This is a genomic window from Streptomyces sp. NPDC014733, assembly GCF_043083385.1.
Lineage (GTDB): Bacteria > Actinomycetota > Actinomycetes > Streptomycetales > Streptomycetaceae > Streptomyces.
In genome coordinates this window covers 297,233-322,205 of record NZ_JBIBYO010000005.1, presented here as the reverse complement: position 1 = coordinate 322,205, position 24,973 = coordinate 297,233, and the positions used below count along the sequence as shown (strand labels likewise).

Below are 24,973 nucleotides of genomic sequence, written 5' to 3'. Positions count from 1 at the left end.
GCCTGCGCCTACCGGTAGTCCTCCGCCGTCCCTTCCTTCCCGCCGAGGACCACGTCCTCGAAGTAGCCGAAACCGTCGGGGCGGGAGCCGTCCGTGTCGGTGAAGCCGTAGACCTTGGCGAGTTGGCCGCTGGAGAGGGAGCGGCCGGTGAAGCGGGCGCGGTCGGGGTCGGCGGCGAGGGCGGCGACGCCGCGGCCGACCAGGGCCGGGGATTCGGCCACCGCGAAGTGCGGTTCCTGGGCGACGGCGTCGCGCCAGTTCTCCTCGGTGACGCCGAAGTGGTCCAGCATCTCCTCGGAGCGCAGGAAGCCGGGGGTGAGCGAGACGACCGTCGCGCCGTACGGCTCCACCTCGGCGGCAAGGCCGAACGCCATCCGGTGCGGGGCGTTCTTGGCGAGGTCGAAGCAGAGGTTGCCGCGGTAGGCGCGGTTGAAGGCGGCGGTGCCGTCGGTCATGTCGACCAGCAGGCCGCCGGGGGCGCGCAGCAGCAGCGGCAGCGCGTGGTGGCTGGTGATCAGGTGGGTCTCCACGCCGAGGCGGAGCATCCGCAGGCCGTCGGCGAGGTCCAGCTCCCACAGCGGGGTGTCGAACCGGAGGAGGTGGTCGCCGCCCCACACGCTGTTGACCAGGACGTCCAGCCGGCCCTGCTCCCGGTCGATCCGGGCGACGAGGCCGGCGACCTGCTCCGGTTCGAGGTGGTCGCAGGGGACCGCGATGCCGGTGCCGCCCGCGGCGGTGACCCGTTCCGCGGTGCCCTCGATCGTCTCGCCGGGGCGGCCCACCTCGCTGACGTGGTCCCGGGTGGTGCGGCCGGTGACGTAGACGACCGCCCCCGCCCGGCCCAGCTCCACGGCCATCGCCCGGCCCGCGCCCCGGGTCGCCCCGGCCACCAGCGCCACCCGTCCCGCCAGGCTCCCCGCGCCCGCCGTGCCGTTCGGTTCCGTCGTCATCCGTGCCACTCCTCGCCGTGTGCGGTGTCTCCGTACACGGCGACCGTGCCAGCGATACCGGACATCCTCTGTCGGGTATCGATCGGACTCCGCGAAGTTCCGCCGGACGGCGCGCCGGACGGCGCGCCGGACGGCGGACGGCGGCCGGTGCGGGCCGGCCGCCGTCCGCCCCGGATCACCGCCGCATCGCGTGCAGCAACCCCCCGGAGGGCAGCACCCCGGCGACCCGCGCCGGCGCGTTCGCGGGGACGGCGACGGCGAGGGTGGTGTCACGGGTGGTGCGGTGCACGGCACCGGTGACATCGAGGCCGCGCACCGCGGAGCTGCCCGCCGCGAGCAGGTACCAGTGACCGGACCCGGCGCGCCAGCGGGTCTCGCCGACGACCTCCGGGCCGTACGGGCTGCACGCGGCGGTGTCCCGGGCGCGGCCGACGATCCGCGCGGGCCGTGCGGGCCCGGCGGCGGCCGGGTGGAACTGCACGGTGACCCGGCCCGGGCCGCGCCAGGTGTCGGCGCGGCTGCACATCCAGGTGGCGGCGCCGCCGCCCTCCGGCAGCCGCTGGCGGGCGTAGACCCAGTTGTTGACCGACCGGACACCGGCGCCCCGCTCCCCGCGCAGGGAGCAGGCGGTGCGGGCCCAGCTCAGCAGCGCCGTGGGGGTGGTCGCCTCGGCCGGGGGCGCGGCGGTGGGCCCGCCGCCGGTGGCCGGGCCGTACGTCAGGTGGACGGGCGTGAGGTCACCGAGGTCGGTCAGCAGGAAGCTGTGCCGTGCGGTGACCCGCGCCGAGGAGCGCAGCCGGGTCACCGGCCACTGTCCGCAGGCGGCGCCGTTCGCGGGCGGCTCGGGGATGCGGTCGGTGACGCCGTCCGGGGCGACGTGCAGCGCCTTCTCGGGGGCGCCGGGCCGCAGCAGGTCGCGGGTGGTGGTGTCGGTGACCCACGGGGCGATGAGGTAGCGCATCCAGCCGGTGCCGCGCCCGATGACCAGCGCCCCGGCGGTCGTCAGATCGGCGTTGTCGACGCGGGCGAACTCCAGCTCCGCGGGTTCCCCTTCGGGCTCGGCGTACCGCACCAGCCGGTCGCCGTCGTGGAGGACGACCACCGTCACACCGTCGATCACCCCGGCGTAGAGCAGCCGGGGCGGCTGGTCCGGCGGCCGGGTGGAGGTGGAGTCGGCGGCGGTGACGCGGACATCGGAGTCCGGCGCGCCCCACACCCGCAGGGCGCGCCCGAGCAGCGCCGCGTCCCCGGCGTACTCGCCGCGCGGCGACCAGGCGGTGAAGTCCACCCGGGAGGTGTCGGCCCAGGCGTCGTCGGGGGCGCGTACCAGCCGCTGCGGGTCAAGCGCCTGCCGCGCCCGTACGGTGGCCGGGTCCGGGCGGGCGGGCGGCGTCGGGCCGTCCGGTCCGCCGACGGCGGCGAGCAGCGCCGCACCGGCCGTCAGCACCGCGGCGCCGGCGATCGCCACCCGCCTGCCCTGGCGGCGCCGGAGCAGATCGGTGGGGCGGGCCTGGACGGTGCAGGGGTCGAACTCGCCCGAGTTCAGCAGCGCGGCGGTCCCCGGGCCCAGGGCGACGGCGGCGCGCTGCGCGGCGCCCGGGTCGGCGACCCCGGCCGCGCCGAGGACCGCGACGACCTCGTCCTCGTCCAGCTCCTCCAGATGCCACAGCGCGACGGCGGCCCGGGCGGGGGCGGAGAGCGCGGACAGCGCCTGGTCCAGGGCGAGTTCGTCGGCGCCGCCGGCCCGCGGGAAGAGCCGCAGCCCCCACACGACGGGCAGCGGGGAGCGCCAGCGCGGCGGTTTCGCCTGGGCGAGCGCCAGCTCCAGGACGCGCGAGCGGACGAGCGGGTAGCCCGCCGCCGGCCGCGGGCCGCGCTGGCCGGGCAGGACGGCGCGGGCCCGCTCACGGCTCGTGGACGGCAGGGCGCGCTGGACGATCCCGTGCGCGGTCAGCACCCGGCGGTGGCGGCCCATCGCGGGCGGCAGGACGAGATGGGCGAGGCGCACCAGGCGCGGGTAGTGCTCGACGATGGCCGCCTCGGCCCGCTCGACATCGGCGCGGGTTCGTTCGTCCATGGGCATGGCGTGGAAGCGCCCTTCAGGAATGGGGTCTGCCGATCGGGTAGAGGAAGGTGCCGCGAGGGGCCAGCCTTCCAACGAGTGATTCTTGCACCGGTCACCCCGTCGTTGATCAACAACTCCGGTGCCCGCACGGCGCGTACACCGCATCCGGGGGCAATCCGCCTGCGCCTGCGCGGGAGCCGCCGCACGGGTGGCGGCGGACCGCTCCACATGCGTACCGCCCCGGCAGGCCCGATGCTGGAGCGGTGATGGACGAGACGGAGTTCTGGGAGCTCATCGACGCCTCCCGCGCGGCCGCCGACGGCGACCCGGAGGACCAGGCCGACGAGCTGACCGAGCGGCTGCTGGGCCGCGACCCGGAATCCGTCCTGGACTTCGCCCGCCACTTCGAGGCCCGCTGCCACCGCGCGTACACCTGGGACCTGTGGGCCGCGGCGGCGGTGCTGCTGGACGGCGCGAGCGACGACGTCTTCGACGCGTTCCGCTGCTGGCTGATCGGCCAGGGCCGGGAGGTCTTCGAGGGCGCCCTGCACGATCCCGACCAACTCGCCGATCTGCTCGGCGGGTTCGACGAGGAGACGGACGGCGACGGCGAGGAGCTGGGGTACGCCGCCGACGACGCCTACGAGCAGCTGACCGGCGCCGAACTGCCCGGCCTCGGCCTGCCGCCGCAGCCCGCCGAACCGCTGGGCGGCTATGTCGACGTCGACGACGACGCGGCGCTGCAGGCCCGGTTGCCCCGGCTGTGGGAGCGTTTTCGCGCGTAAGCCACGCCCAGGGGGGCCCGGCGGGCAGGATGACGCCATGCGGATCGCGATCACCGGCTCGACCGGTCTCATCGGCTCAGCTCTCGTCCGGTCGTTGCGGGCGGACGGGCACACCCCCGTCCGGCTGGTGCGGCGGCCGCCCGCGGCGCCGGACGAAGTGCTCTGGGATCCGCGCCGTCAGGAGGTCGACACGGCCGGGCTCGCCGGGTGCGAGGCGGTGGTGCACCTGGCGGGCGCGGGCGTCGGCGACCACCGCTGGACCGCCGCGTACAAGCGCGAGATCCACGACAGCAGGGTCCTCGGCACCGCCGCCCTCGCCTCCGCCCTGGCATCGCTGGACACCCCGCCGCGGGTCTTCGTCTGCGGCAGCGCCATCGGCTACTACGGCGACACCGGCAGCCGGCGCACGGACGAGACGGCACCGGCCGGTACGGGTTTCCTGCCGGAGCTCTGCGTCGACTGGGAGGACGCGGCGGCCCCCGCCGAGGCGGCCGGGATCCGGACGGTGTTCGCCCGCACGGGCCTGGTGGTGGCCCGCTCGGGCGGTGCCTGGGGGCGGCTGTTCCCGCTGTTCCGGCTGGGTCTCGGCGGCCGTCTGGGCGACGGCGGCCAGTACTGGAGCTTCATCGCGCTCCACGACCACGTCGCCGCACTGCGCCATCTGATCGACGGCGACCTCGCCGGGCCGGTCAACCTCACCGCCCCGGAGCCGGTGACCAACCGTGAGGTGACCGCCGCGATGGGCCGGGTGCTGCACCGCCCGACGCCGTTCCCGGTTCCGGCGGCGGTCCTGAAGGTGGTCCTGGGCGAGTTCGCCGGGGACGTCCTCGGGAGCCAGCGGGTGATCCCGCGGCGGCTGCTGGCGAGCGGGTTCACCTTCGCGTACCCGGGCATCGAGGCGGCCGTCCGGGCGGCGTGAGGGCGCCGCCGCCGTCGCGGACGGACCGGATCGGGGCCCCCGCCGCCGCGGACGGGCCGGCTCCGGCGCCGCCGCCCCCGCGCGGCGGCCGCTGCCCACCGCCGTCCGGGCGGTGCCGGCCCCGGGCCCCGTCCGCGGGCCCGGCCCGGCCGCGGCGGGGACCGGCGCCCGTCCCGCTCCGACGCGCCCCGCGCGACCCCTGGCCGCCCTGGGCGGCCCGTCCCTACCGTGCCCCCACACATCATCCGGCGTCCCGCGTACCGCCCGGTGCGGGCGGGCGGGACCGAGCTGAGGAGGGGCACGTGCAGCGCACCTCACCGACCGTGGACGCGGTCATCGTGGGGGCCGGCCCTGCGGGGCTGGCCGCCGCCCGTCAACTGACCGCCGCCGGGCTGACGGTCACCGTGCTGGAGGCCGCCGAGCGGATCGGCGGCCGGTCGGCCACCGACGACGTCGACGGCTTCCTCCTGGACCACGGCGGCAGGCCGCTCGTCGCCACGCCCGGCCTGCTGCGCATGCCCGGCCTGGAGAGGCTGAAGCTGTGCCGGTTCGCGCCGTGGATCGGGCTGCACAACGGGCGGCGCGCGCAGCGGGTCAGCGCCCTCCGGAGCACGAGGGGCGCACTCGCCGCCGCACGCGCCCTTTCGCGCGCCGACCGGCATCCGGAGCGCCCCCAGGACCGGCGGATGGACCGCCTCGGCGACCGTACGGCCCCCGACCGTCCGGCGGCCGATGCGCTGTCCGCCCGGCCGGTCTTCGCCCCGCGCGCCCACGACGCGTTCCTGCGGCCGCTGCTCGGTGTGCTGCTGGGCGATCCGCGGCTGGCCGGCTCCAGCCGCGGCGCCGCGCTGACCCTGCGGGCGTTCGCGGAGGGGCGGCTCTGTCTGCCCGCCGGGGGCGCCGCCGCGCTGCCCGCCGCGCTCGCCGCGGGCCTGCCGCCCGGCACCGTCCGCACCGGCGTCCGGGTCACCTCCGTCGCCACCACCTCCGTCACCACCGCGGACCACGGCGAGGTGACCTGCCGGGCGGTGATCGTCGCGACCGGCGCCCGGGACGCGGCGGCGCTGCTGCCCGGGCTGCGGGTACCGCCGTTCCACCCGGCGACGGTGCTGCACCACACCACCCCGCCCGGCCACGGCCCGCACCCGGCCGGACCGCGCGAGACGCCGCTGCTGCTCACCACGGAGTCCCCGCTGGCCTGCAGCTACGCGGCAGGGGCCATCGACCCCTCGCGCGTCCCGGCCGGCCGGACGCTGCTGACGACGGTGGTGCTGGGCGCCCCCGCGGCGCTACCCGCCGCCACCCTGGACGCGGCGGTCCGCCCGCAGCTGGCCCGGGTCCACGGCACCGCCACCACCGAGTGGGAGCTGCTGTCGGCGCGGCACACCCCGGCGGCGATCCCGGCGATGCCCGCCCCGCACGACCCGGAGCGGCCGGTCCGGCTGCTCTCCGGGCTGTACGTGTGCGGCGACCACCGCGGCATCAGCACCGTCCAGGGGGCGCTGGACTCCGGCCGCCGGGCCGCCCGCGCCCTGCTGAGCGACCTCGGGCTGCCCACCGCCGAACCGGCCGCCCTGCACACGGCCGCCTGACGGACGGCCGGCCCGCACCGCCCGGGAGGCGGTACGGGCCGGCCGGCGGGTCCGGCGTCTCAGCCCAGGGCCGCCACCCGGTCCCGGTACCCGCGCACCGGCGCCGCGTCGCGGTACGGCTCCAGCCGCCGCTCGAACTCGGTGACGTACTCATGGGCGCGCACCGACCGCATGTCGGCCGCCTGGAGCGCCGCCTCCGCGCCCAGCGAGCACGCCTGCTCCAGCTCGCCCAGGGCCAGCCGGGAGGTGGCCAGCACCACCCGGCAGAACAGGCGGCTGCGGGCGAAGCCCGGCGCCCGCAGCTCCAGGGAGCGTTCGGCGTGCTGGGCCGCGGCGCGGAACTGCCGCAGATCGCGGTGGCAGTGCGCCAGCTCGTCGGCGAGCTGCGCCTCGTCGAAGAAGCGCGCCCAGTGCGGCGTCTCGTCACCGGGCCGGGCGACCTCCAGCGCCCGCTCGGAGCGCGACAGCGCCGCCGTGCAGGCCCGCACCTCGCCCATCAGGCCGTGGCCGCGTGCCTCCGCCGCGTGCAGCAGCGCCAGCACGGCGGGCGGCGCCGCGGCCCCGACGCCCTGCTGCGCCACCCGCGCCAGCTGCACCGCCTCCCGGCCGTGCCCGAGGTAGACCGCCTGCCGGCTCATCGTGACCAGCACGTACGAGCCGTAGGCGCGGTCGCCCGCCGCCTGCGCCAGCCGCAGCGCCTGGACGAAGTACCGCTGCGCCAGCCCGTGCGCCACGATGTCGTACGACGTCCACCCGGCCAGCCGGGTCAGATCGGCGGCCGCGGCGAAGAGCTTGCGGCCGGTCGCCTCGCCGTAGGTGCCGCGCAGCATCGGCTCGGCCTCGTGCTCCAGATAGCGCACCAGCGCCTGACGGGCGTGGCCGCCGCCGTAGGCGTGGTCCAGTGCGCGGAACAGTTCGCCGACGGAGCGCAGCGCCGCGATGTCCCCGGCGGTGACGCGGGCGCCGCCGACCCGGTCGAGGTGGTCGGTGCGGCGCTGGCGGGGGACCGCGATCCGGCCCTGGAGCGGGACCCGGCCGGTGCCGTCGGGGCCCAGCTCGCCGCGGGCCACCCGTTCGTCGGGGCGGCCGATGAGCCAGTCCCGGCTGGGCACCACCAGCCCCGCCGGGGTGAAGGCGATCTTGCGCAGCTCGACATGGCTGCCGGAGTCCTTGCGCCACAGACCGCTGACGATGTCGACGGCCTCGGTGGGTGTCGCGGCGAACTCCAGCCCCGCGTAGACCGGTGCGCAGGCGTCCAGGCCGAGGTCCTGTGCGGACAGGCGGCGGCCCAGCTTGCGGGTGAAGACCTCGGCGATCAGCGCCGGGGTGGTGCCGCGGGGCTGCTGGCCGCGCAGCCAGCGGGTCACGGATGTCTTGTCGTAGCGCAGGTCGAGGCCGTGCTCGATGCCGAGCTGGTCGACGCGCCTGGCGAGTCCGGCGTTGGAGAACCCTGCCTCGGCGATGAGGGCGGCCAGCCGGCGGTTGGGCGTGCGGTGCGGGGGTCGTTCCGTCATCAGCTTTACCGGTCTCCTGCCTTCCGGGCCGGGCCGCCGGGCCCGGCTGACCCTGTCCGGCACGCTCGTCGCCCTTGTGGAACGGCGCGAATGTAACGGCCTTCGGGGCTCTTCTGGCCGCCTGAGCACCGCGTTCATCCGATCGTGTGAGCAGGGCGCATGCGCTCCACACCGAGGTTCACCCGGCTCACGCCCCCGCCTTCCCTACCCGCCGGCCGGTTTCCCGGCCGGTGCGGGCGGGTCCCCCGGCCACCGGCGGTCCGGCCCCCCGGCCGTACAGTGGCCTGGGCGCGAAGTGGCATCGGACATGCAGGAGCCCCGTATCGAACGGATGCGGAGGCACTGCGTCGAACGTCGCAGCCCGCTGCGACAGAAGTGCGAAGAGGAGCTGCCGTGACTGCGATCTCTCGGGGGGACACCCCCGCACCCGAGGGGCTGCGCTTTGTGCATCTGGGCTTCGGCGCCGACGCCGTGCCGTACGAGACGGCGTGGCAGGAGCAGCGGCAGATCCATGCCGCCCGCTTCGCCGACGAGGTCCCCGACACCTGCCTGCTGCTGGAGCACCCGCCCGTCTACACCGCGGGCCGCCGCACCGCCGACGACGAACGCCCGCTGGACGGCACCCCGGTCATCGACGTCGACCGCGGCGGGAAGATCACCTGGCACGGCCCGGGCCAGCTGGTGGGCTACCCGATCCAGAAGCTGCCGCGCCCGGTCGACGTCGTCGCGCACGTCCGCCGCCTGGAGGAGGCGCTGATCCGGGTCTGCGCCGACTTCGGCGTCGGGGCCACCCGCGTCGAGGGCCGCAGCGGCGTCTGGATCCTCGGCGACCCGGTCGAGGAGCGCCCGTCGCCCGGCGGACTCCAGCTCGACCTCGCCCCGCAGCCCGGCGAGGACGCGGACGAGATGTACGACGCCCGGCTGCGCGGTCCCGAGTACGCGCCGTCCAACGCCGGTCAGCGCGGTGAGGACCGCAAGCTCGCCGCGATCGGCATCCGGGTCGCCAAGGGCGTCACGATGCACGGCTTCGCGCTGAACGTGAACCCGGACAACACCTCGTTCGACAAGATCGTCCCGTGCGGCATCCGGGACGCCGGGGTCGCCTCGCTCTCCGGCGAGCTGGGGCGCGAGATCACCATCGCCGAGGTGCTGCCCTCGGTCGAGAAGCATCTGCGGGACGTCCTGGAGGGGGCCGAACTCCTCCCCCGCGCGGTCTGAGCACCGTCAGGAATGCCGCCCTCGTATCCGGGGTTGGCGAGCACGTAAAGACGTGCGAAATACCGGGCGTACCCTGGTGTACGCCGCTGAATCGAATGCCGCGATAGCAGAAAGGGGCGCCGACGTGTCCGCTGTCGCACCCGACGGACGCAAGATGCTGCGCCTGGAGGTCCGGAACAGCCAGACCCCCATCGAGCGCAAGCCCGAGTGGATCAAGACCCGGGCGAAGATGGGCCCCGAATACAACCATCTGCAGGGCCTGGTGAAGAGCGAGGGTCTGCACACGGTCTGCCAGGAGGCGGGCTGCCCCAACATCTTCGAATGCTGGGAGGACCGCGAGGCGACGTTCCTCATCGGCGGTGAGCAGTGCACCCGCCGCTGCGACTTCTGCCAGATCGACACCGGCAAGCCGCAGGAGCTGGACCGCGACGAGCCCCGCCGGGTCGCCGAGTCCGTCCAGACCATGGGCCTGAAGTACGCCACGATCACCGGCGTCGCCCGCGACGACCTGGAGGACGGCGGCGCCTGGCTGTACGCCGAGACCGTCCGCCAGATCCACGCCGCGATGCCCGGTACCGGCGTCGAGCTGCTGATCCCCGACTTCAACGCGGTCCCCGAGCAGCTGGCCGAGGTCTTCTCCTCCCGCCCGGAGGTGCTGGCCCACAACGTCGAGACGGTCCCCCGCATCTTCAAGCGCATCCGCCCCGGCTTCCGCTACGAGCGCTCGCTGGAGGTCGTCACCAAGGCCCGCGAGGCCGGGCTGGTCACCAAGTCCAACCTGATCCTGGGCATGGGCGAGACCCGCGAGGAGATCAGCGAGGCCCTCCAGGACCTCCACGACGCGGGCTGCGAGCTGATCACGATCACCCAGTACCTGCGGCCGTCCGTCCGCCACCACCCCATCGACCGGTGGGTCAAGCCCGCGGAGTTCGTGGAGCTGAAGGAGGAGGCCGAGGAGATCGGCTACGCCGGCGTCATGTCCGGCCCGCTGGTCCGCTCCTCGTACCGCGCCGGCCGTCTCTACCAGCAGGCGATCGAGCGGCGCGAGGTCGAGGCGTCCACTCAGGCGGTCTGACCCGCCCCGGCGCGCTGATCGGCGCTTCCTGGCACATGCTGGGAGAACGCGGCCCGCACTCCCCCAGGCCGGGGGTGGCGCGGGCCGCTTCGTCGTCGCGCCCGGGTGTGACCGGCGGGTCATCCGCCGGAAACACCCGTCGGTGACGATGGACCTCGCACCGCGTCCGCCCGCCCCGCGACCTCCCCGAGGGAGACCCCCACCATGCAGGCCGTGCCGCTCCGCGCCACCGCACGCCCCGTCCCGTCCGTCACCGCGGCCCTGCGCGCCGTCGAGGCGCTGCTGCTCGGCGGCGGACAGCGCACCGCCCGCCGCAACGCCTGGAACTCGGTCCTGGAGGACCGCCGCCGGGCCAGTGACCGGCGGGAGGCGCAGGACGTACTGGAGGCCGCGGCGACCCGCCGCCCGCGGGCCACGTAAACTTCTTGGTATGGCGAGGAAGGCAAACACAGACGGCGCTGCCGGCGCCGGCACCCCCGGGCGGCTGAAGCAGATCGCCCAGACCTACAAGATGACCCGTCGGGTCGACTCCAAGGTCGGTCTTGTCGTCGCTGGCGTGGGCATCGTCGTGTTCGGCGTACTCCTCGGCCTCGGCTTCGCGATCGGTCACCCCGTCTACGGGGGCATCCTGGGCTTCGTCCTGGCCTTCCTCGCGATGGCGATCGTCTTCGGGCGCCGCGCCGAGCGGGCGGCCTTCGGGCAGATGGAGGGCCAGCCGGGCGCGGCCGCCGCGGTGCTGGAGAACGTCCGCGGCTGGACGGTCACGCCCGCGGTGGCGATGAACCGCAGCCAGGACGTGGTGCACCGCGCCGTCGGCAAGGCGGGCATCGTCCTGGTCGGCGAGGGCAACCCGAACCGGCTGCGCGGTCTGCTGGCCGCCGAGAAGAAGCGGATGGCCCGTACGGTCGCCGACGCCCCGGTCCACGACTTCGTGATCGGCGAGGGCGAAGGCGAGGTGCCGCTGAAGAAGCTCCGCACCCGGCTGATGAAGCTGCCCCGCGTGCTGCCCGGCGCGCAGGTCACCGCCGTCAACGACCGGCTGCGCGCGCTGGGCGACCTGATGAGCAACATGCCGGTGCCGAAGGGCCCCATGAACATGCGGCCGCCGCGCGGCAAGATGCGCTGACCGCGTCCCGGCCCGCCTCCCCACCGACCACGACGCCCCGGAGCCTTCAAGGCTCCGGGGCGTTTCTGTACGAGGTGGGCGGTCACGCACCGTGCGACCGCCGCCGCCGTTTCGTATACGTGTACGGGCCGTGCGGGACCGCCGCGGGCTCAGATGCGGACCTGCACCGCGCGGCTGAGGCGGTCGTGGAGACCGCGGCCGTCGCGGTCCCAGATGACGGCGGGAATGACGATCACCAGCAGCACGGTGCGCAGCACCACGCGCGGCAGCGAGAGCCGTCCGCCGCCCTCGGCGACGACCCGCAGCCCCAGCAGCCGCTTGCCGGGGGTGAACCCGACGGTGCCGACGGTCAGAATGCTGAGGACCGCGAAGACGACCAGCGCCCAGTTGCTCGCCGCCTGCGCACGACCGCCGCTGAGCAGCCCGTACGCGATGAGCATGCACAGCGCCCAGTCGAGGAAGAGGGCGGCGAAGCGGCGACCCGGACGGGCGATCGAACCAGGCCCCTCCTCCGGCAGACCCAGCTGCGCCCCACGGTGCCCGAACTCGACACCCATGTCCTCGGCGGCCGCGCGGGGGCCGGAGATCCACGATCCGATTGCTTGCCTGTTGTCCACCCGACCACGGTACTGCGCGCGTGTCCGTTCTCCGGCCGAGGGGCGCCGCCGAGGGGCCGAATACGGCATGACCAGGCATGATCGAAGGTGAGGCAGGCCGCGTCCCGGTTAACCGCGACGAAACAAATGGGTCATGCCCGGGAAATCACGGCTGCCTATGGTCGGGCGAGCGCGCCACTGAAGAGGGTCGCGCTCCGTGCATCAGCCCCGCGTCCGCCGACCGGTGACCGGGCTAGGAGGAGTAGGGATGTTCCAGAACGCCGACGACGCGAAGAAATACCTCGCCGATGAGGACGTCAAGTTCATCGACGTGCGGTTCTGCGACCTGCCCGGTGTGATGCAGCACGTCACCATCCCGGCGAAGGCGTTCGACCCGGACGAGGAGCTGGCGTTCGACGGCTCCTCGATCCGCGGCTTCCAGGCGATCCACGAGTCCGACATGTCGCTCCGCGCCGACCTGTCGACGGCCCGGCTGGACCCCTTCCGCCGCGACAAGACCCTGAACATCAACTTCTTCATCCACGACCCGATCACCGGCGAGCAGTACAGCCGCGACCCGCGCAACATCGCCAAGAAGGCCGAGGCGTACCTCGCCTCCACCGGCATCGCCGACACCGCCTACTTCGGCCCCGAGGCGGAGTTCTACGTCTTCGACTCGGTGCGCTTCGACACCTCCGCGAACCAGTCCTTCTACCACATCGACGCCGAGTCCGGCGCGTGGAACACCGGTTCCGAGGAGAACAACCGCGGCTACAAGGTCCGTTACAAGGGCGGCTACTTCCCCGTCCCGCCGGTCGACCACCACGCCGACCTGCGCGCCGAGATGTCGCTGGAGCTGGAGGCCGCCGGGCTGGAGATCGAGCGCCAGCACCACGAGGTCGGCACCGGCGGCCAGGCGGAGATCAACTACAAGTTCAACACGCTGCTCGCCGCCGCCGACGACCTGATGCTCTTCAAGTACATCGTGAAGAACGTCGCCTGGCGCAACGGCAAGACCGCGACCTTCATGCCCAAGCCGATCTTCGGTGACAACGGCTCCGGCATGCACGTCCACCAGTCCCTGTGGCAGGGCGGCAACCCGCTCTTCTACGACGAGCAGGGCTACGCGGGCCTCTCCGACACCGCCCGCTACTACATCGGCGGCATCCTCAAGCACGCCCCGTCGCTGCTGGCCTTCACCAACCCGACGGTGAACTCGTACCACCGCCTGGTCCCCGGTTTCGAGGCCCCGGTCAACATGGTGTACTCGCAGCGCAACCGTTCCGCCGCGATGCGCATCCCGATCACCGGCACCAACCCGAAGGCCAAGCGCGTCGAGTTCCGCGCCCCGGACCCGTCGTCCAACCCGTACCTGGCGTTCTCCGCGCTCCTCCTCGCGGGCCTGGACGGCATCAAGAACAAGATCGAGCCGGCCGAGCCGATCGACAAGGACCTCTACGAGCTGGCTCCCGAGGAGCACGCCAACGTCCAGCAGGTCCCGACCTCCCTCCCGGCGGTCCTGGAGGCCCTGGAGGCCGACAACGAGTACCTCCAGCAGGGCGGCGTCTTCACCTCCGACCTGATCGAAACCTGGATCGACTACAAGCGCACCCACGAAATCGCCCCGATCCAGCTCCGCCCGCACCCGCACGAGTTCGAGCTTTACTACGACCTGTAGGGGGCGGGGGCGGGTGGGTGGGTCGGCGGCAATCCCGCCGACCGCCACCGCAACACCTGGCCCACCCTCACGTCCGGTGGTCCGGGCCGTCATCTCCTCACCGGAGGTGGCGGCCCGGACTTCTTGCATGGCGGCGAACAGGGTGGCGTTCATGTGCGCTTACCGGCTCAAACCGCAGGCACTGGTGTACTGAAGTCGAGGATTGGACGGGACGGGATCGCGAGCGATCGGAAACTTGGCAGTACGTGATGCACTGCTGAGCCGCATTCTGCGCGGCCCGGAATTGGTCAACAGGAATGCGGAGCCGCACGGATTCGCCAATTGCTACACGCATCACACCGGCGATCTCGTCATCGAGTGGTGCTTTGGTGTCACCGTGGAAACGCTCTGCGCGACCCTCCTGGCCCACGGCTTCGCCGACAACATTCCCCGAGCGGATGCGATCGAATTACTCTCTCGCCACTCGGCCCATTTCGGCGAGCGCACGGTGATCCTGAAATGCCATGCGACATGTTTGTACGGCCACGGCGTGGAGCGGGTGAGATCTGCCGAATCCTGGCCACCTCGTTGCACGCAACGGGGAGGCCTGATTCGCGGGATGGGCAGCCACCCGGACCCGAGCCTTCCCTCGCCTCCCCTTCAGTCTGCGCGGGGCCGCCAGACGGTACCGACAAGGATCGGTGAGTAACGGCCCACAACGCTGGGCCACCCGGGGTGACGGGGTCCCTTCGCTGGCCGCAGGGGCATGAATTGCATGGCATATTCCTGGGGCATTTCCGGACTTGACCAGCGGCAGATCTCCTGTACGTTGGCCTCCTCGCCGGAAGATCATCGGAAGTTTCCTGCTTCCGTCCTCCGCGTATCTCTTAGCGACCCAGATCGAAAGATATTTCACCCTTGAAGTACATACTCCGTCGCGCCACCGCGCTGACACTGTTCGGCATCGTCGCTCTCGCCGTCGTCCCGGGCCAGGTGATGTGGCTGACCGGACCGAAGCAGGAACAGACGACCAGCTAAGCCCCGTCCGCCAAGGGCTCCCGGTTGTGTGGCGCAGGTCCGGGAGTCGGCGTCTGTCGGCGGCCGAGGAAGTGGCGCAGGGTGTCCGCCTCGCCTCGGGCGCCCAGGCGATGGAAGAGCATCAGGGCCCGTTCCGCGTAGGAGCGGGCCGTTTCCTTGTCCTGCAGTTGCTCGTGGGTGCGGGCGATTCCGGCCAGGGCGTCGGCGATGCCGCGACGGAAGTCGAAGTCCTCGGCGAGGCGGCAGGCGTGATCGTAGGTCTCCAGGGCCGTCGTATATTCCCCGGCCAGCCGGTGGGCGTCGGCCCGGCCCACCATGGCGCGTTGCTGCTCGTAGACGTTACCGAGGCGCAGGGCCAGGCTCTCCGCCGCACGGAGGAGGCGCATCGCCTCCTCCGTGCGGCCGGCCGCGGCATGTGTCCGGCCCAGTCCGATCAGGGAGTTCAGCTCTCCGACGGCGTCGCCGCGGGCACGGTTGCTGGACAGGGCCCGGCGGAAGTAGGCCTGCGCCTGATCGACCTGGTCCATTCCGAGATGGGCGTCGCCCATGTTGTTGTCGAGGATCGCGGCCTCCCGTCGGCCACCGAAGCGCTGGACCAGCTTCAGGGACTGTTCGTAGTGGTGCAGGGCCTGCTCCCTCTTGCCCTCGTGGGTGTGGATCTCCCCCATGTTGTTGAAGGCTTTGGCCTGGCCGTGCAGGTCGCCCAGACCGCGGTGGATGTCCAGCATGGCGACGAAGCAGCGCATCGCCCGCGGGTAGTCGGCGCAGAAGATGAGCGCGGCGCCCTGGACGTTGAAGCTCTCCGCCACGCCGTACCGGTCGCCGGCCGTCCGGTAGAGCTCCCGGGCCCGTTCCAGCGCGTCTCCGCAGTCGTCGTGGTGGCCGGCCGCCAGATGGGCGCGGCCCATCTGCAGGGAGGCGTCGGCGCGGCCGTGGTCGTCGCCGAGCGTTTCGAAGTGTGCGTACGCCTCGGAGGCACAGCCAAGGGCCTGTCCGTGGTCCGACTGGGCCAGGACGTCGGCGCGTGCCACCAGGGACCGGGCCAGCGCGGCGCGGTCGTCTGTGCCCCGCAGTGCGGTGACGGCCACGTCGAGCAGTTCGGCCGCGACCTCCCCGATTCCCCACAGTTTGAGGGAATGGAGGAAGGCGAGCGGGAACAGGGCGGCGAATTCCGGGAATTCGGCGGCGGCGGTACGCGCCGCGGCCAGGAGGTTGGCGCGCTCCACGGTGAGCCAGACGGCGGCCCGGTCGGCGGCCCCGTCGCCGGTCGCGGCGAAGTCCGGCGCGTAGGGGGATTCCCGGTCGAGGACGAGGTACCGCCGCAGCCCGGGGTGGGCGGAGCGCTCCGCGCGGTCGGCGGCCGTCAGGTAGTACGACAGGAGCCCTCTCATCGCCTGGCAGCGGGCGTACCGGGGTACCTCCATGCGGCACATGCGGCGGCCGAACACCCGTGACAGGTCGTGGAGTTGGTAGCGGTCGCGGACGGGTTCCTCGATGAGGTGCCGGTCCAGCAGCTCGTCCGCGGCGCGGCGGATCTCGTCCGGCGGTGCGGCGCACAGGGCCGCTGCCGCGTCGACGGTGATGTCCGGGCCCGGGTGGAGCGCCGCGTACCGGAAGAGCCGGCGGGCCGCGGGGCGGAGGTCGGCGAAGGAGAGCCGGAAGGCGGCCGTGACGCGTTCGCCGATCTCGTCGAGGGGGTCGTCGGCATGGGCCAGGCGTCCGGCGACGTACTCCAGGTCCCAGGTGTCGCGGTGGCGTAATCGCCCGGCGAGGAGCTGCAGGGTGAGCGGGTGACCGCCGAAGATCCGCATGATGCGGCGCAGGGCGGCGTCCGAGGGCCGGCCGCGGCCGGCGACCCGGGTGAACAGTGCGGACGCCTCGGAGAGCGAGAGTTCGTGGAGCAGCAGGGAGGTGGCGCCGTCCAGTTCGGCCAGGCGGTTGCGGCTGGCCACGATCGCCCGGCAGCTCGCCGCGCCGGGGAGCAGCGGGAGGATCTGGTCGGCGTCCCTGGCGTTGTCCAGCACGACCAGCACCCGGCGGTGGGCGGTCCACTCCCGCCAGCGGGCCACCCGTTCGTCGAAGGTTTCCGGAAGCGGCGGATCGGGGACGCCGGCGCTGCGCAGGAGGAAGGTGAGCGCCTCGGCGGGCTCGTACGCGGGCTGGTCGCTGTAGGCGCGCAGGTCGACGTAGAGCAGGCCGTCCGGGTAGCTGGTGCGCAGGCGGTGGGCCGCGTGGACGACGAGGGCGGTCTTGCCCACCCCGGGCATGCCGTGGACCACGGTCAGCGGCAGGGCGGTGGGATGGCCCTCGCGCGGCGGGGCTTCGAGCAGGGTGCGCAGTTCGCCGGTGCGGCCGGTGAAGTCCTTGGTGTCGCGGGGCAGGGTGCTGCTCACCCCGGTGCTCGGCGGCGCGGCGGTGGCCTGTCCGAGGCGGGCGGTGGGCGGCGGGGGCGGCGGGGGCGCGTCCAGCGTGGCGTCCTGCGCGAGGATGCGGCGTTGCAGGGTCCGCAGGTCGGCTCCGGGGTCGATGCCGAGTTGGTCGTGGAGGTGGCGGCGGGTGGCGGCGTACAGCTCCAGCGCCTCGCCGTCGCGGCCGGAGCGGTAGAGCGCCAGCATCAGGGCGGCGACGGCACGCTGGGCGAGCGGGTTCTCCGCCACGAGTTCGCGGAGTTCGCCGATCAGATCGGTGTGGCGGCCCAGTTCCAGCTCCAGGCGGATGCGCTCCTCCTGGAGGGAGCGGCGGTCCTCGGTGAGCCGGGCGCCCACCGCCGCGGCCCAGGCCCCGGGGAACTCGGCGAGCGGTTCGCCCCGCCACAGCGCCTGGGCGCGCCGCAGGTGGGCGGCGGCGGTCTCCCGGTCCCCGTGGGCCTGTGCCGCGCGGGCCTCGGCACGGATGCGGCGCAGCCGGTAGAGGTCGACGTCGTCGGGGTCCGCGACGCTGAGCCGGTAGCGGCGCGGGGAGACGAGGTCGATACGGGCCCGGTCGCCGACCGTTCTGGTGAGGTTGGTGCGCAGCCGCGACAGATAGCTCTGCAGGGTGGCCACGGGAGAGTCCAGGGTCTCGTCCTCCTCGCCCCAGACGCGGTCCAGAAGGGTCTCGACGCCCACCGGCTCACCCTGTGCGTACAGCAGGGAGGCGAGCACATGGCGCGCCTTGGGTGAGCCGATCGGCCGCTGGCGGCCGTCGTGCCACAGTTCGAGCGGCCCCAGCAACAGAAGTTCCACCATCGCCCCCTGATGGTTCGCCTTCCCGCCCCCGCCCGGAGGTCACCGGACACCCGGGCGAGGCTCTTCTCACTGTTGCCCGGTGCCGGGGGGACCGGAGGGGGCGGGCAGGGGCGCACCGTCGCGCCAGGGGCGCACGTGCCAAGGGCAGCTTCCGCACCCGCCCCGACCGGCGGCTCAGGAACCGTACAAGGATTCTGCAGGCCCGGCGACAGGTCTCCCCCGCACAGTGGGCATCGCGGCGGAAGGGGTCGCACACGCGGGACCGGCCGACGGGGGCGGACACCGCGGACCACATCGCAGGGAGCGGCCGACTCGGCCGGAACTTGGGGGAGTTCGGATGAGCGTGACGGTTTCGGGATTCGAGTGGCGGCATGTGCCGCTACGACTGGACGTCGAACGGTGGGCCACCCGCCGGGTCCGGAAGAAGATTCTCGCGGTGGTGCACACGGTCACCGCGGGACAGCGGCTGCTGGACGCGGTGCAGTTGCTCGCCGGGGACCCGCGGCTACAGGTGATCTTCACGGTCGCGCCCGATGTCTTCAGCCACGGCGTGGACGCCTTCCTGGAGGGCACCCGGGCGCTGGTGCTGCCCTGGGCGCAGGCCGTGAACATCTCGTTCGACCTGGCGCTGGCGGCCAGCCACGGCAGCCTGCACGAGCTGCACGCGCCGGTGATCGTGCTGCCGCACGGCGTGGGGCACAACAAGGTCGTGTCGTCGCCGGCCGGGGGCGCCGTCCCGGCGGCCGGTCCGGCGGAGCGCGGGGTGTACGGGCTCAGCCGCCAGCGGCTGGTCCGGGACGGCACGGTCATCCCGGCGGCGATCGTGCTCTCGCACGCCGAGGAGCTGGCCCGGCTCGGCCGTGAGTGTCCGGAGGCGGTTCCGGCGGCCCATGTGGTCGGGGACCCCTGCTACGACCGGATCAGGGCGAGCATGCCGTCGCGGGCGCTGTACCGGAAGGCGCTGCGTACCGGGGCGCACCAGGAGCTGGTGCTCGCCTGCTCCACCTGGGGGCCGCAGTCGCTGCTGGGTGAGGAGTGGGAACTGCTGGAGCGACTGGCTGCGGATCTTCCGCGGGACGAGTACAGCATCGCGCTGATGCTGCACCCGAACATCTGGAACGCGCACGGCGAGTGGCAGATCAAGAGCTGGCTGACCTGGCTCGGGCGCGCCGGGGTGCAGGTCATCAGCCAGTACTCGGACTGGTGCGGCGCGGTCGTCGCCTCCGACATCATCGTCGGGGACCACGGCTCGGCCGCCCTGTACGGGACGATGACCGGCGCGCGGGTGCTGACCACGGGCTCGGTCAAGGCGGAACTGGACCCGGGCTCCCCCATGGCCGAACTGCGCTCCTTCGCCCCCCGGTTGCGGGCCGACCGCCCGCTGCGGCGGCAGCTGCGCGCCCCGGCCGCCGCGGCACGGCCGGAGCTTTACGCCCGGGTGGCCGCCCGGCTCACGTCGGAGCCCGGACGGTTCGCCCGCCGGATGCGGTCGCTGATCTACCGGACGCTGCGGCTGCGGGCACCGGCCGCGCGGCTGGTGCCGGAGCCGGCGTCGCTGCCGGTCACCCTGGACTTCGGGGTACCGGGCGGGGCGGAGACATGACGGCGCGGTGGCGGGAGCTCCACGGGCCCGGCGGTGCGCTGCGCGCCGCCGTCGAGGAGACACCGGTGCCCGGGGCCGGGACGGCGGTGCGGACCGCGGTACGGCTCCGGCTTCCGGACGGCAGGCGGATGACCGACCACCATCTGCGCGTGGCGCCTCCGGCCCCGCGCCCGTGGCCGCTGCTCGCCGATGTGCTGGTGGTGCGGGACCCGGGGCGGGCCGGGGCGGCGCACCTCGCCCCCGGGGCCGCGGTCCTGGCCCTGCCGCAGGGTCCGTCGGGGTGCCGGTTGCGGTGCGGTCCGCGGCGGGACGCCTGGGTGGAGCTGGGACCGGGGCATGCCGCCGTGGCGCCGTGGGAGGTGTGGGCCTCACTGGCGCACGCCTGGCTGGTGGCCGGGCTGCCGGTGCAGGCGCTGGCGGCGGCCCCGGGCGGTCATCCGGCGGTGTCGAGCGCGTCCAGTCGGGCCCGGACCGCGTCGGCGCGCTCCGTGCGGTGCACGCCGACATAGAGGTCCAGCGCCTCCTCGTAGCGGGCCCTGGCCACCGGGGTCGCCCCGCGGTCCCGCGCGATCTCGGCCAGGGCCTCCAGGGCCCGCGCGACCTCGTAGCCCGCATCGACGCCGCGGAGTACGGCCAGTGCCTCGGAGAGCAGGTCCTCCGCCTCCTCAGCCGCCCCGGCGAGCAGGCGGGCGCGGCCGAGGAGGGTCGTCGCGCGGGCCGCGTTGTACGGGTCGCCCGCCTCGCGCAGCACGTCGCGTGCCGCCCGGGCGGCGGCCGCGGCTTCCTCGGGGCGGGCGGCGTCGAGGGCGATGCCGGCGGCGTTGAGGCGGGCCAGGCCGCCGGCGCGCGGATCTCCGTGGCGGGGCAGCTCGGCCGCGGCGCGGGTGAACAGCACCGCGGCCGCCTCCGGTTCGCCGCGGCGCTGGAGGGCGAGGCCGCGGTAGTTGAGCGTCCGGGCGTGGCCCAGGGCGTCGCCGTCCGCCGCCAGGATCTCCGCCGCCGACTCGAACATCTCCAGGGCCCGGTCGTGCGCACCGCATCCCAGCTCCCCCAGACCGCCGGAGGTCAGCATCCGCGCCTGCGCCGCCCGGTCGCCGTGCTCCCGGGCCGCCGCCAGCCCCTCGCCGTGCACGGTGCGCCAGTGGTCGTAGTGCTTGCGGCGCGGGAAGAGCGGCCACAGGGCGTCGGCCAACTGCCAGCTGAACCACGGGAAGGCGGTGGTCCGCACGGACCGGATGACCGCGACGAGATCGGGCAGTTCCCGCTCCAGCCAGTCCAGCGCCGCCTCCGCGTCCCCGTCACCGAACGGTGCGGAGTGCGCCTCCCGGGCAGCCGGATCGCGCTCCAGGGTGGGCCGCCGGGGCTCGACGGCGTGCTCGGCGCGGGTGGCAAGGGCGAGGTAATGCCCGGCGATGCGGCGCAGCGCCGCGGCGCGTTCCGCCGCCGGTTCCTCCTCCTCGGCCCGCGCCAGGGCATGCAGCCGTACGAGGTCGTGGAAGCGGTAGCGGTCCTCACCCGTCTCGGTGATCAGGTGCGTGTCGTGGAGGGCGTCGAGGAGATCCGCGGCCGCACCGGCCGTCACCCCGGCGGGGGCCAGCAGCGCCGTCGCGAGGCCGTCGTCGAAGTGTCTGCCCGGGTGGGTGCCGAGGAGCCGGTAGAGCCGGGCGGCCTCGGCGGGCAGGCCGCGGTAGGACAGGTCCAGGGCGGCGCGCACACTGTGGTCCCCGTCGATGGCCAGGGCGTCGAGGCGGCCGCGCTCCTCGGACAGGGCGCCGACCATCATGGCGATGCTGCGCCGCGGCCGGGCGGCGAGGCGGGCGCCGACGACGCGTACGGCGAGCGGCAGACCGGCGCAGAGAACGACCAGGTCGTGGGCCTCGTCGGGGCATTCGGCCACGCGGCGGTCCCCGAGGGTGTCCGCGAGGAGCTCCATGGCGTCCTCCGGTGCGAGCGGTTCGAGGTGGAGCTGGTGGCCGCCTTCGAGGGTGAGGCCGGTCATCCGTCCGCGGCTGGTGACCAGGGTGACGCTGCCCCCGCCGGGCAGCAGCGGGCGGACGTGTGCCGCGCTCTCGGCGTCGTCCAGCAGCACCGCGACCGGCCGCCGGGAGGTCAGCGAGCGGTACAGCGCCGCGCGTTCGGCGAGGGTGTGCGGCACCTGCTGCGGGGCGACGCCGAGCCCGCGCAGGAAGCGGCTGAGCGTCTCCGCCGGGTCGACGGGGCCGCTCGGCGACCGCGCACCCAGATCGGCGTAGAGCTGTCCACCGGGCAGGGACGGTCGCAGGGTGTGCAGCCAGCCCAGGGCGAGGGCGGTCTTGCCGACGCCGCCCAGACCGCTGATGGCCGCCAGGAAGGGGTGACCTCGCTGGACGCAGCGGTCGCGGCGGCGCCTGAGGAACAGCAGCTCGTCCGCGCGGTCGGTGAGCGGCACGGCGGGTGGTAACTGCCACGGTGCCGGCGGGAGGACGGGTTCCTGGTTCCCGATGTACACATCGCCGTGGATGATCCCCGCCTGCACGGTGGGGCCCAGGACCTGCCCGCTGATGTCGTTGTGAACGCTTCGCTCGTCCACGGGCATGCGCCCCCCTTCGGCACGGTATCCGGCTGCACCCGGACTCCTGCATGAGTATGTCCGAGGACGCGGCGGGAGAAGCGGCGGCAGCGGACGGCCCCGGCCCGGGGTGGGTGGCGGTTCCCCGGCCCGGGGCCGCTCCGAGCGGGCCGGAGGGGCCCGCAGGCGGCACACTGACCCCATGCCCGAATTGCCAGAAGTCGAGTCGCTTGTTCGGTACCTGCGGGGGCGGGTCGGGGGGAAGACCGTGGGGTGGGTGGTTCCGGTGGCGGTCAGTGTGCTCAAGACGTACGAGCCTGCCGTGGCGGAGCTGGAGGGGCAGGTGTGCGGGGACGTCGTGCGGTGGGGGAAGTTTCTGGACGTGGGGGTCGGGGGGCTGCATCTGGTGATGCATCTGGGGCGGGCGGGATGGGTGCGGTGGCGGGAGGAGGTGCCGGAGGCGGTGCCGCGGCCGGGGAAGGGGCCGTTGGCGTTGCGGGTGCGGCTGGTGGCGGGCGGCGGGTTCGACGTGACGGAGGCGGGGCCCCGTAAGCAGGTGGCGGTGTATGTGGTGCGGGATCCGCGGGAGGTGCCCGGAGTGGCGCGGCTGGGGCCCGATCCGCTGGGCGACGCGTTCACCCGCGAGGCGTTCGCGGCGGTGCTGGCCGGGGAGCGGCGGCAGATCAAGGGGGTGCTGCGGGACCAGGGCGTGCTGGCCGGGATCGGGAACGCGTACTCGGACGAGATTCTGCACGTCGCCCGGATGTCGCCGTTCAGGGCGGCGGCGTCGCTGACGGAGGAGGAGGCCGATCTGCTGTACGCGGCGATCGGGACGACGCTGGCGGATGCGGTGGCGCGGTCGGGCGGACTGGAGCCGGGGAAGCTGAAGGCGGAGAAGAAGAGCGGGATGCGGGTGCACGGGCGGGCCGGTCAGGCGTGTCCGGTGTGCGGGGACACGGTGCGGGAGGTCGTGTACCGGGACCGGTCGATGCAGTACTGCCCGACGTGTCAGACGGGCGGGAAGATCCTGGCGGACCGGCGGATGTCGCGGTTGCTGAAGTGAGGGGGCCGCCGGGGCCGGGGCCTCACCCGGTCCCCGGCCCCTGCCCCTGCCCCTGTTGTCCCTGTCCCCGAAAGCGGCTCCGGCCGGGCGCCGCACGGGGAAGTGCGGCGCCCGGCCGGGCGACCGGCCGGTGGGACGGGCCCTACCGCTCCCGGCTCACTCCTCCCCCAGCAGCTCCCGCAGCTCCTCCACCGCCGTCCGCAGCTCCTCCGCGAAGGTGTGCATCGGGCCCGCGACCGCCTCCGGGGTGCTGAGGTAGAGGTGGAAGCGGTCGGGGAGGAGGACGTAGGCGACACCGATGCAGCGGCTGCTGGTGGAGCCGAAGCCGAAGTACTGGATGTGGGCGGAGGGGGCGGAGCTGGTGCTGAGGTAGTCGTCGCGCATGGTCAGCCAGCCCGGGGAGCGGTAGAGGGCGGGCTGGTCGGGGAGGCCGAGTTCGGGGCCGCGGCGGCGCTGGATCAGTTCCAGTTCCCACAGGTGCTGTTCGGGGGCGCGGCCCGCCTGGCAGTCCTTGGCGCGGGCGACGTGGGCCGCGGCGGCGGTGCGGACGGCGGCGCGGCGGGTGGCGGGGTCGGCGGCCGGGTCCTCCATGGCGGCCACGAAGCGCTGGATCTCCTCGGTGACCACCCGCATCGCCTCGGTGCGGCCGCGGCGCCACTGCCGGGTGGCGATCGATTCGTAGGTGGCGCCGAGGTGGCCCTTGGCGCGCCGGTGGGCGAGTTGGTACGCGAGCTGGACGAAGGCGTCCGGGGAGATGCCGAGGGCCTTGGCGGTGTCGGCGCCGAAGTCGTCGAAGGCGACGGTGCGGGTGGCGGTGGCCTCGCCGTACGCGGTGAAGGCGTCGGCGGCGGCGCGGATGCGGGCGCGGGTGGCGTCGTCGGTGGTGAAGGTGAGCGGGGACGGCTCGGGCGGGCCCTGGGTGCGGGCGCCGGCGAGGCGGGCGTGTTCCTCGGGGGTGGTGGCGAGGAGGCCGTCGACGAAGGCGAGGACGGTGGTGCCGTCCAGTTCGCAGTGTTCGATGTTGATGCCGGCCCGGCCGTCGGCGAAGACGATCAGGGAGACGGCCTTGTCGAACCAGCGGTTGCCGCGGTCGCCGTACAGCAGCTCGTCGCACGCCTCCTGGACGCCGTCGGGGGCGAAGTCCTCCAGGCAGACGCAGAAGAGGGCGGTTTCGACGGCGTCGAGGGCGGCGGCGTTGCCGGGGTCGGTGCGCAGGTCGGCGCGGGCGTCGGCCCATTCGGCGCGGGCCAGGGTGGTGAGGTGGCCGACGGAGGTGCCCGGTTCGGCGGGGTCGGCGCCCGCCTTGCGTACCGCGTCGAGCGCGGCGCGCAGGTCGTCGAGCCCGTAGGGGGTGCCGTCGGGGGCGAGGACGTCGAGGCGGAACATCCGGCCGTGGAAGAAGACCACGATGTGGCGGGCGCGGGAGGGGCCGGGCCACTCGGCGGAGTAGGGGGCGCGGACGGTGTCCTGGGCGGTGCCGGGGATGCGGGTGGTGGAGAAGAGGTAGCGGTGCTGGTCCATCGACTGCGGGCGGCCGCGCTGGACGACGGGGGCCAGCTGCTCCTCGTCGAGGAGGTGCTTGTGGTGGAGGGCGCCGGCGATCAGGCCGGCGGCGCGGTCGAGTTGGGGGTCGCTCCCGGGGCCGGTGGGCTCCTCGTCGCGGAAGAGGAAGAAGAAGTTGGCGTTGAGGGCGATGCGGTCGCGGCGGCCGAGGTAGCGGTAGGGCCAGAAGGTGTCGAGCCAGCTGTGGGTGGTGGGGAGCGCGTCGTAGGCGGCGAGGGCGGCGTGCAGGACGGGGCCGGGGCCGTCGGGGGCGCGGAAGGCGGCGACCTCGGCCTCGGTCGCGGCGCGTTCGGCGTCGGTCAGCAGCGGGCGGCACCACTCCAGGAAGAGGGCGCAGCTCTCCTCAAGGGTGGGCAGCGGCACCTTCGGGAGCTGGTCGTCGTGGGCGAAGGTGGTGCCGGGTGCGGTGTCCTCGGGTGTGGGCATGGCGGCTC

General features: G+C 74.1%; 19 protein-coding genes. 12 read left to right on the top strand and 7 right to left on the bottom strand.

Annotated elements, in window-relative coordinates:
- Nucleotides 1-8: 8 nt before the first annotated feature.
- Nucleotides 9-950 carry an SDR family oxidoreductase gene (locus ACF1BH_RS15185; protein WP_391642917.1) on the bottom strand — a complete coding sequence of 314 codons (942 nt, stop codon included), beginning with the start codon at nt 948-950 and terminating at the stop codon, nt 9-11.
- Nucleotides 951-1,125: 175 nt separating this feature from the next.
- On the bottom strand, nt 1,126-3,027 hold the full coding sequence (locus tag ACF1BH_RS15180) for a hypothetical protein (protein ID WP_391642916.1): 1,902 nt from the start codon (nt 3,025-3,027) through the stop codon (nt 1,126-1,128).
- Nucleotides 3,028-3,281: 254 nt separating this feature from the next.
- On the opposite strand from ACF1BH_RS15180, the gene ACF1BH_RS15175 reads away from it, so the two are divergent.
- The 3 genes from ACF1BH_RS15175 to ACF1BH_RS15165 all read left to right on the top strand — a co-directional run bounded on the left by ACF1BH_RS15175 (nt 3,282) and on the right by ACF1BH_RS15165 (nt 6,311).
- Nucleotides 3,282-3,800, top strand: coding sequence for a DUF4240 domain-containing protein (locus ACF1BH_RS15175; protein WP_391642915.1), 519 nt, complete (start codon nt 3,282-3,284; stop codon nt 3,798-3,800).
- A 37-nt stretch (nt 3,801-3,837) separates the two neighbouring features.
- Nucleotides 3,838-4,719 carry a TIGR01777 family oxidoreductase gene (locus ACF1BH_RS15170; protein ID WP_391642914.1) on the top strand — a complete coding sequence of 294 codons (882 nt, stop codon included), beginning with the start codon at nt 3,838-3,840 and terminating at the stop codon, nt 4,717-4,719.
- A gap of 302 nt (nt 4,720-5,021) precedes the next feature.
- The gene (locus tag ACF1BH_RS15165) at nt 5,022-6,311 is read left to right on the top strand and encodes an FAD-dependent oxidoreductase (protein WP_391642913.1); all 1,290 of its coding nucleotides are present in this window, start codon (nt 5,022-5,024) and stop codon (nt 6,309-6,311) included.
- 59 nt (nt 6,312-6,370) lie between these two features.
- Here the strand turns inward: ACF1BH_RS15165 and ACF1BH_RS15160 are convergent, their stop codons facing one another.
- Nucleotides 6,371-7,825, bottom strand: coding sequence for a regulator (locus ACF1BH_RS15160; protein WP_391642912.1), 1,455 nt, complete (start codon nt 7,823-7,825; stop codon nt 6,371-6,373).
- 393 nt (nt 7,826-8,218) lie between these two features.
- On the opposite strand from ACF1BH_RS15160, the gene lipB reads away from it, so the two are divergent.
- The 4 genes from lipB to ACF1BH_RS15140 all read left to right on the top strand — a co-directional run bounded on the left by lipB (nt 8,219) and on the right by ACF1BH_RS15140 (nt 11,244).
- The gene (gene lipB, locus ACF1BH_RS15155; RefSeq protein WP_391642911.1) at nt 8,219-9,043 is read left to right on the top strand and encodes a lipoyl(octanoyl) transferase LipB; all 825 of its coding nucleotides are present in this window, start codon (nt 8,219-8,221) and stop codon (nt 9,041-9,043) included.
- Between the two features lie 124 nt (nt 9,044-9,167).
- Complete coding sequence (gene lipA, locus ACF1BH_RS15150; protein ID WP_391642910.1) at nt 9,168-10,118, top strand: lipoyl synthase; 951 nt, start codon at nt 9,168-9,170, stop codon at nt 10,116-10,118.
- A 204-nt stretch (nt 10,119-10,322) separates the two neighbouring features.
- Complete coding sequence (locus ACF1BH_RS15145) at nt 10,323-10,538, top strand: hypothetical protein (protein ID WP_391642909.1); 216 nt, start codon at nt 10,323-10,325, stop codon at nt 10,536-10,538.
- Nucleotides 10,539-10,548: 10 nt separating this feature from the next.
- Complete coding sequence (locus tag ACF1BH_RS15140) at nt 10,549-11,244, top strand: DUF4191 domain-containing protein (RefSeq protein ID WP_391642908.1); 696 nt, start codon at nt 10,549-10,551, stop codon at nt 11,242-11,244.
- A gap of 149 nt (nt 11,245-11,393) precedes the next feature.
- On the opposite strand, the gene ACF1BH_RS15135 is transcribed toward ACF1BH_RS15140, so the two are convergent.
- The gene (locus ACF1BH_RS15135; protein ID WP_391642907.1) at nt 11,394-11,861 is read right to left on the bottom strand and encodes an RDD family protein; all 468 of its coding nucleotides are present in this window, start codon (nt 11,859-11,861) and stop codon (nt 11,394-11,396) included.
- Between the two features lie 247 nt (nt 11,862-12,108).
- Here ACF1BH_RS15135 and glnA point away from each other — a divergent pair, with 247 nt between their 5' ends.
- Together glnA and ACF1BH_RS15125 are read left to right on the top strand one after the other, a co-directional pair.
- Nucleotides 12,109-13,518, top strand: a complete 1,410-nt coding sequence (glnA, locus tag ACF1BH_RS15130; protein ID WP_030281916.1) for a type I glutamate--ammonia ligase — start codon at nt 12,109-12,111, stop codon at nt 13,516-13,518.
- A 235-nt stretch (nt 13,519-13,753) separates the two neighbouring features.
- Complete coding sequence (locus tag ACF1BH_RS15125) at nt 13,754-14,206, top strand: hypothetical protein (RefSeq protein WP_391642906.1); 453 nt, start codon at nt 13,754-13,756, stop codon at nt 14,204-14,206.
- A 325-nt stretch (nt 14,207-14,531) separates the two neighbouring features.
- Here ACF1BH_RS15125 and ACF1BH_RS15120 read toward each other — a convergent pair whose 3' ends face one another.
- Complete coding sequence (locus tag ACF1BH_RS15120) at nt 14,532-17,762, bottom strand: BTAD domain-containing putative transcriptional regulator (protein WP_391642905.1); 3,231 nt, start codon at nt 17,760-17,762, stop codon at nt 14,532-14,534.
- Between the two features lie 337 nt (nt 17,763-18,099).
- Here ACF1BH_RS15120 and ACF1BH_RS15115 point away from each other — a divergent pair, with 337 nt between their 5' ends.
- Together ACF1BH_RS15115 and ACF1BH_RS15110 are read left to right on the top strand one after the other, a co-directional pair.
- Nucleotides 18,100-19,365 (top strand): hypothetical protein, encoded by a 1,266-nt coding sequence (locus ACF1BH_RS15115; RefSeq protein WP_391642904.1) that lies wholly within the window; start codon nt 18,100-18,102, stop codon nt 19,363-19,365.
- Nucleotides 19,362-19,874, top strand: a complete 513-nt coding sequence (locus tag ACF1BH_RS15110) for a hypothetical protein (protein WP_391642903.1) — start codon at nt 19,362-19,364, stop codon at nt 19,872-19,874. The genes ACF1BH_RS15115 and ACF1BH_RS15110 overlap by 4 nt, the downstream gene beginning before the upstream one ends.
- Here the strand turns inward: ACF1BH_RS15110 and ACF1BH_RS15105 are convergent.
- On the bottom strand, nt 19,799-21,940 hold the full coding sequence (locus ACF1BH_RS15105) for an NB-ARC domain-containing protein (RefSeq protein ID WP_391642902.1): 2,142 nt from the start codon (nt 21,938-21,940) through the stop codon (nt 19,799-19,801). The genes ACF1BH_RS15110 and ACF1BH_RS15105 overlap by 76 nt on opposite strands.
- A gap of 175 nt (nt 21,941-22,115) precedes the next feature.
- Between ACF1BH_RS15105 and ACF1BH_RS15100 the strand changes: the two genes are divergently transcribed.
- Nucleotides 22,116-22,976, top strand: coding sequence for an Fpg/Nei family DNA glycosylase (locus ACF1BH_RS15100; RefSeq protein WP_391642901.1), 861 nt, complete (start codon nt 22,116-22,118; stop codon nt 22,974-22,976).
- Nucleotides 22,977-23,132: 156 nt separating this feature from the next.
- Here the strand turns inward: ACF1BH_RS15100 and ACF1BH_RS15095 are convergent, their stop codons facing one another.
- The gene (locus ACF1BH_RS15095) at nt 23,133-24,965 is read right to left on the bottom strand and encodes a choline/carnitine O-acyltransferase (RefSeq protein WP_391643076.1); all 1,833 of its coding nucleotides are present in this window, start codon (nt 24,963-24,965) and stop codon (nt 23,133-23,135) included.
- Between the last annotated feature and the right edge of the window lie 8 nt (nt 24,966-24,973).

Bases quoted from the DNA above. Each gene is read 5' to 3' on its own strand.
- ACF1BH_RS15160 (WP_391642912.1), bottom strand. From the start codon at position 7,825: ATGACGGAACGACCCCCGCACCGCACGCCCAACCGCCGGCTGGCCGCC.
- ACF1BH_RS15095 (WP_391643076.1), bottom strand. From the start codon at position 24,965: ATGCCCACACCCGAGGACACCGCACCCGGCACCACCTTCGCCCACGAC.
- ACF1BH_RS15115 (WP_391642904.1), top strand. From the start codon at position 18,100: ATGAGCGTGACGGTTTCGGGATTCGAGTGGCGGCATGTGCCGCTACGA.
- ACF1BH_RS15170 (WP_391642914.1), top strand. From the start codon at position 3,838: ATGCGGATCGCGATCACCGGCTCGACCGGTCTCATCGGCTCAGCTCTC.
- ACF1BH_RS15105 (WP_391642902.1), bottom strand. From the start codon at position 21,940: ATGCCCGTGGACGAGCGAAGCGTTCACAACGACATCAGCGGGCAGGTC.
- ACF1BH_RS15100 (WP_391642901.1), top strand. From the start codon at position 22,116: ATGCCCGAATTGCCAGAAGTCGAGTCGCTTGTTCGGTACCTGCGGGGG.
- ACF1BH_RS15110 (WP_391642903.1), top strand. From the start codon at position 19,362: ATGACGGCGCGGTGGCGGGAGCTCCACGGGCCCGGCGGTGCGCTGCGC.
- ACF1BH_RS15175 (WP_391642915.1), top strand. From the start codon at position 3,282: ATGGACGAGACGGAGTTCTGGGAGCTCATCGACGCCTCCCGCGCGGCC.
- glnA (WP_030281916.1), top strand. From the start codon at position 12,109: ATGTTCCAGAACGCCGACGACGCGAAGAAATACCTCGCCGATGAGGAC.
- ACF1BH_RS15180 (WP_391642916.1), bottom strand. From the start codon at position 3,027: ATGGACGAACGAACCCGCGCCGATGTCGAGCGGGCCGAGGCGGCCATC.
- ACF1BH_RS15185 (WP_391642917.1), bottom strand. From the start codon at position 950: ATGACGACGGAACCGAACGGCACGGCGGGCGCGGGGAGCCTGGCGGGA.
- ACF1BH_RS15140 (WP_391642908.1), top strand. From the start codon at position 10,549: ATGGCGAGGAAGGCAAACACAGACGGCGCTGCCGGCGCCGGCACCCCC.
- ACF1BH_RS15120 (WP_391642905.1), bottom strand. From the start codon at position 17,762: ATGGTGGAACTTCTGTTGCTGGGGCCGCTCGAACTGTGGCACGACGGC.
- ACF1BH_RS15145 (WP_391642909.1), top strand. From the start codon at position 10,323: ATGCAGGCCGTGCCGCTCCGCGCCACCGCACGCCCCGTCCCGTCCGTC.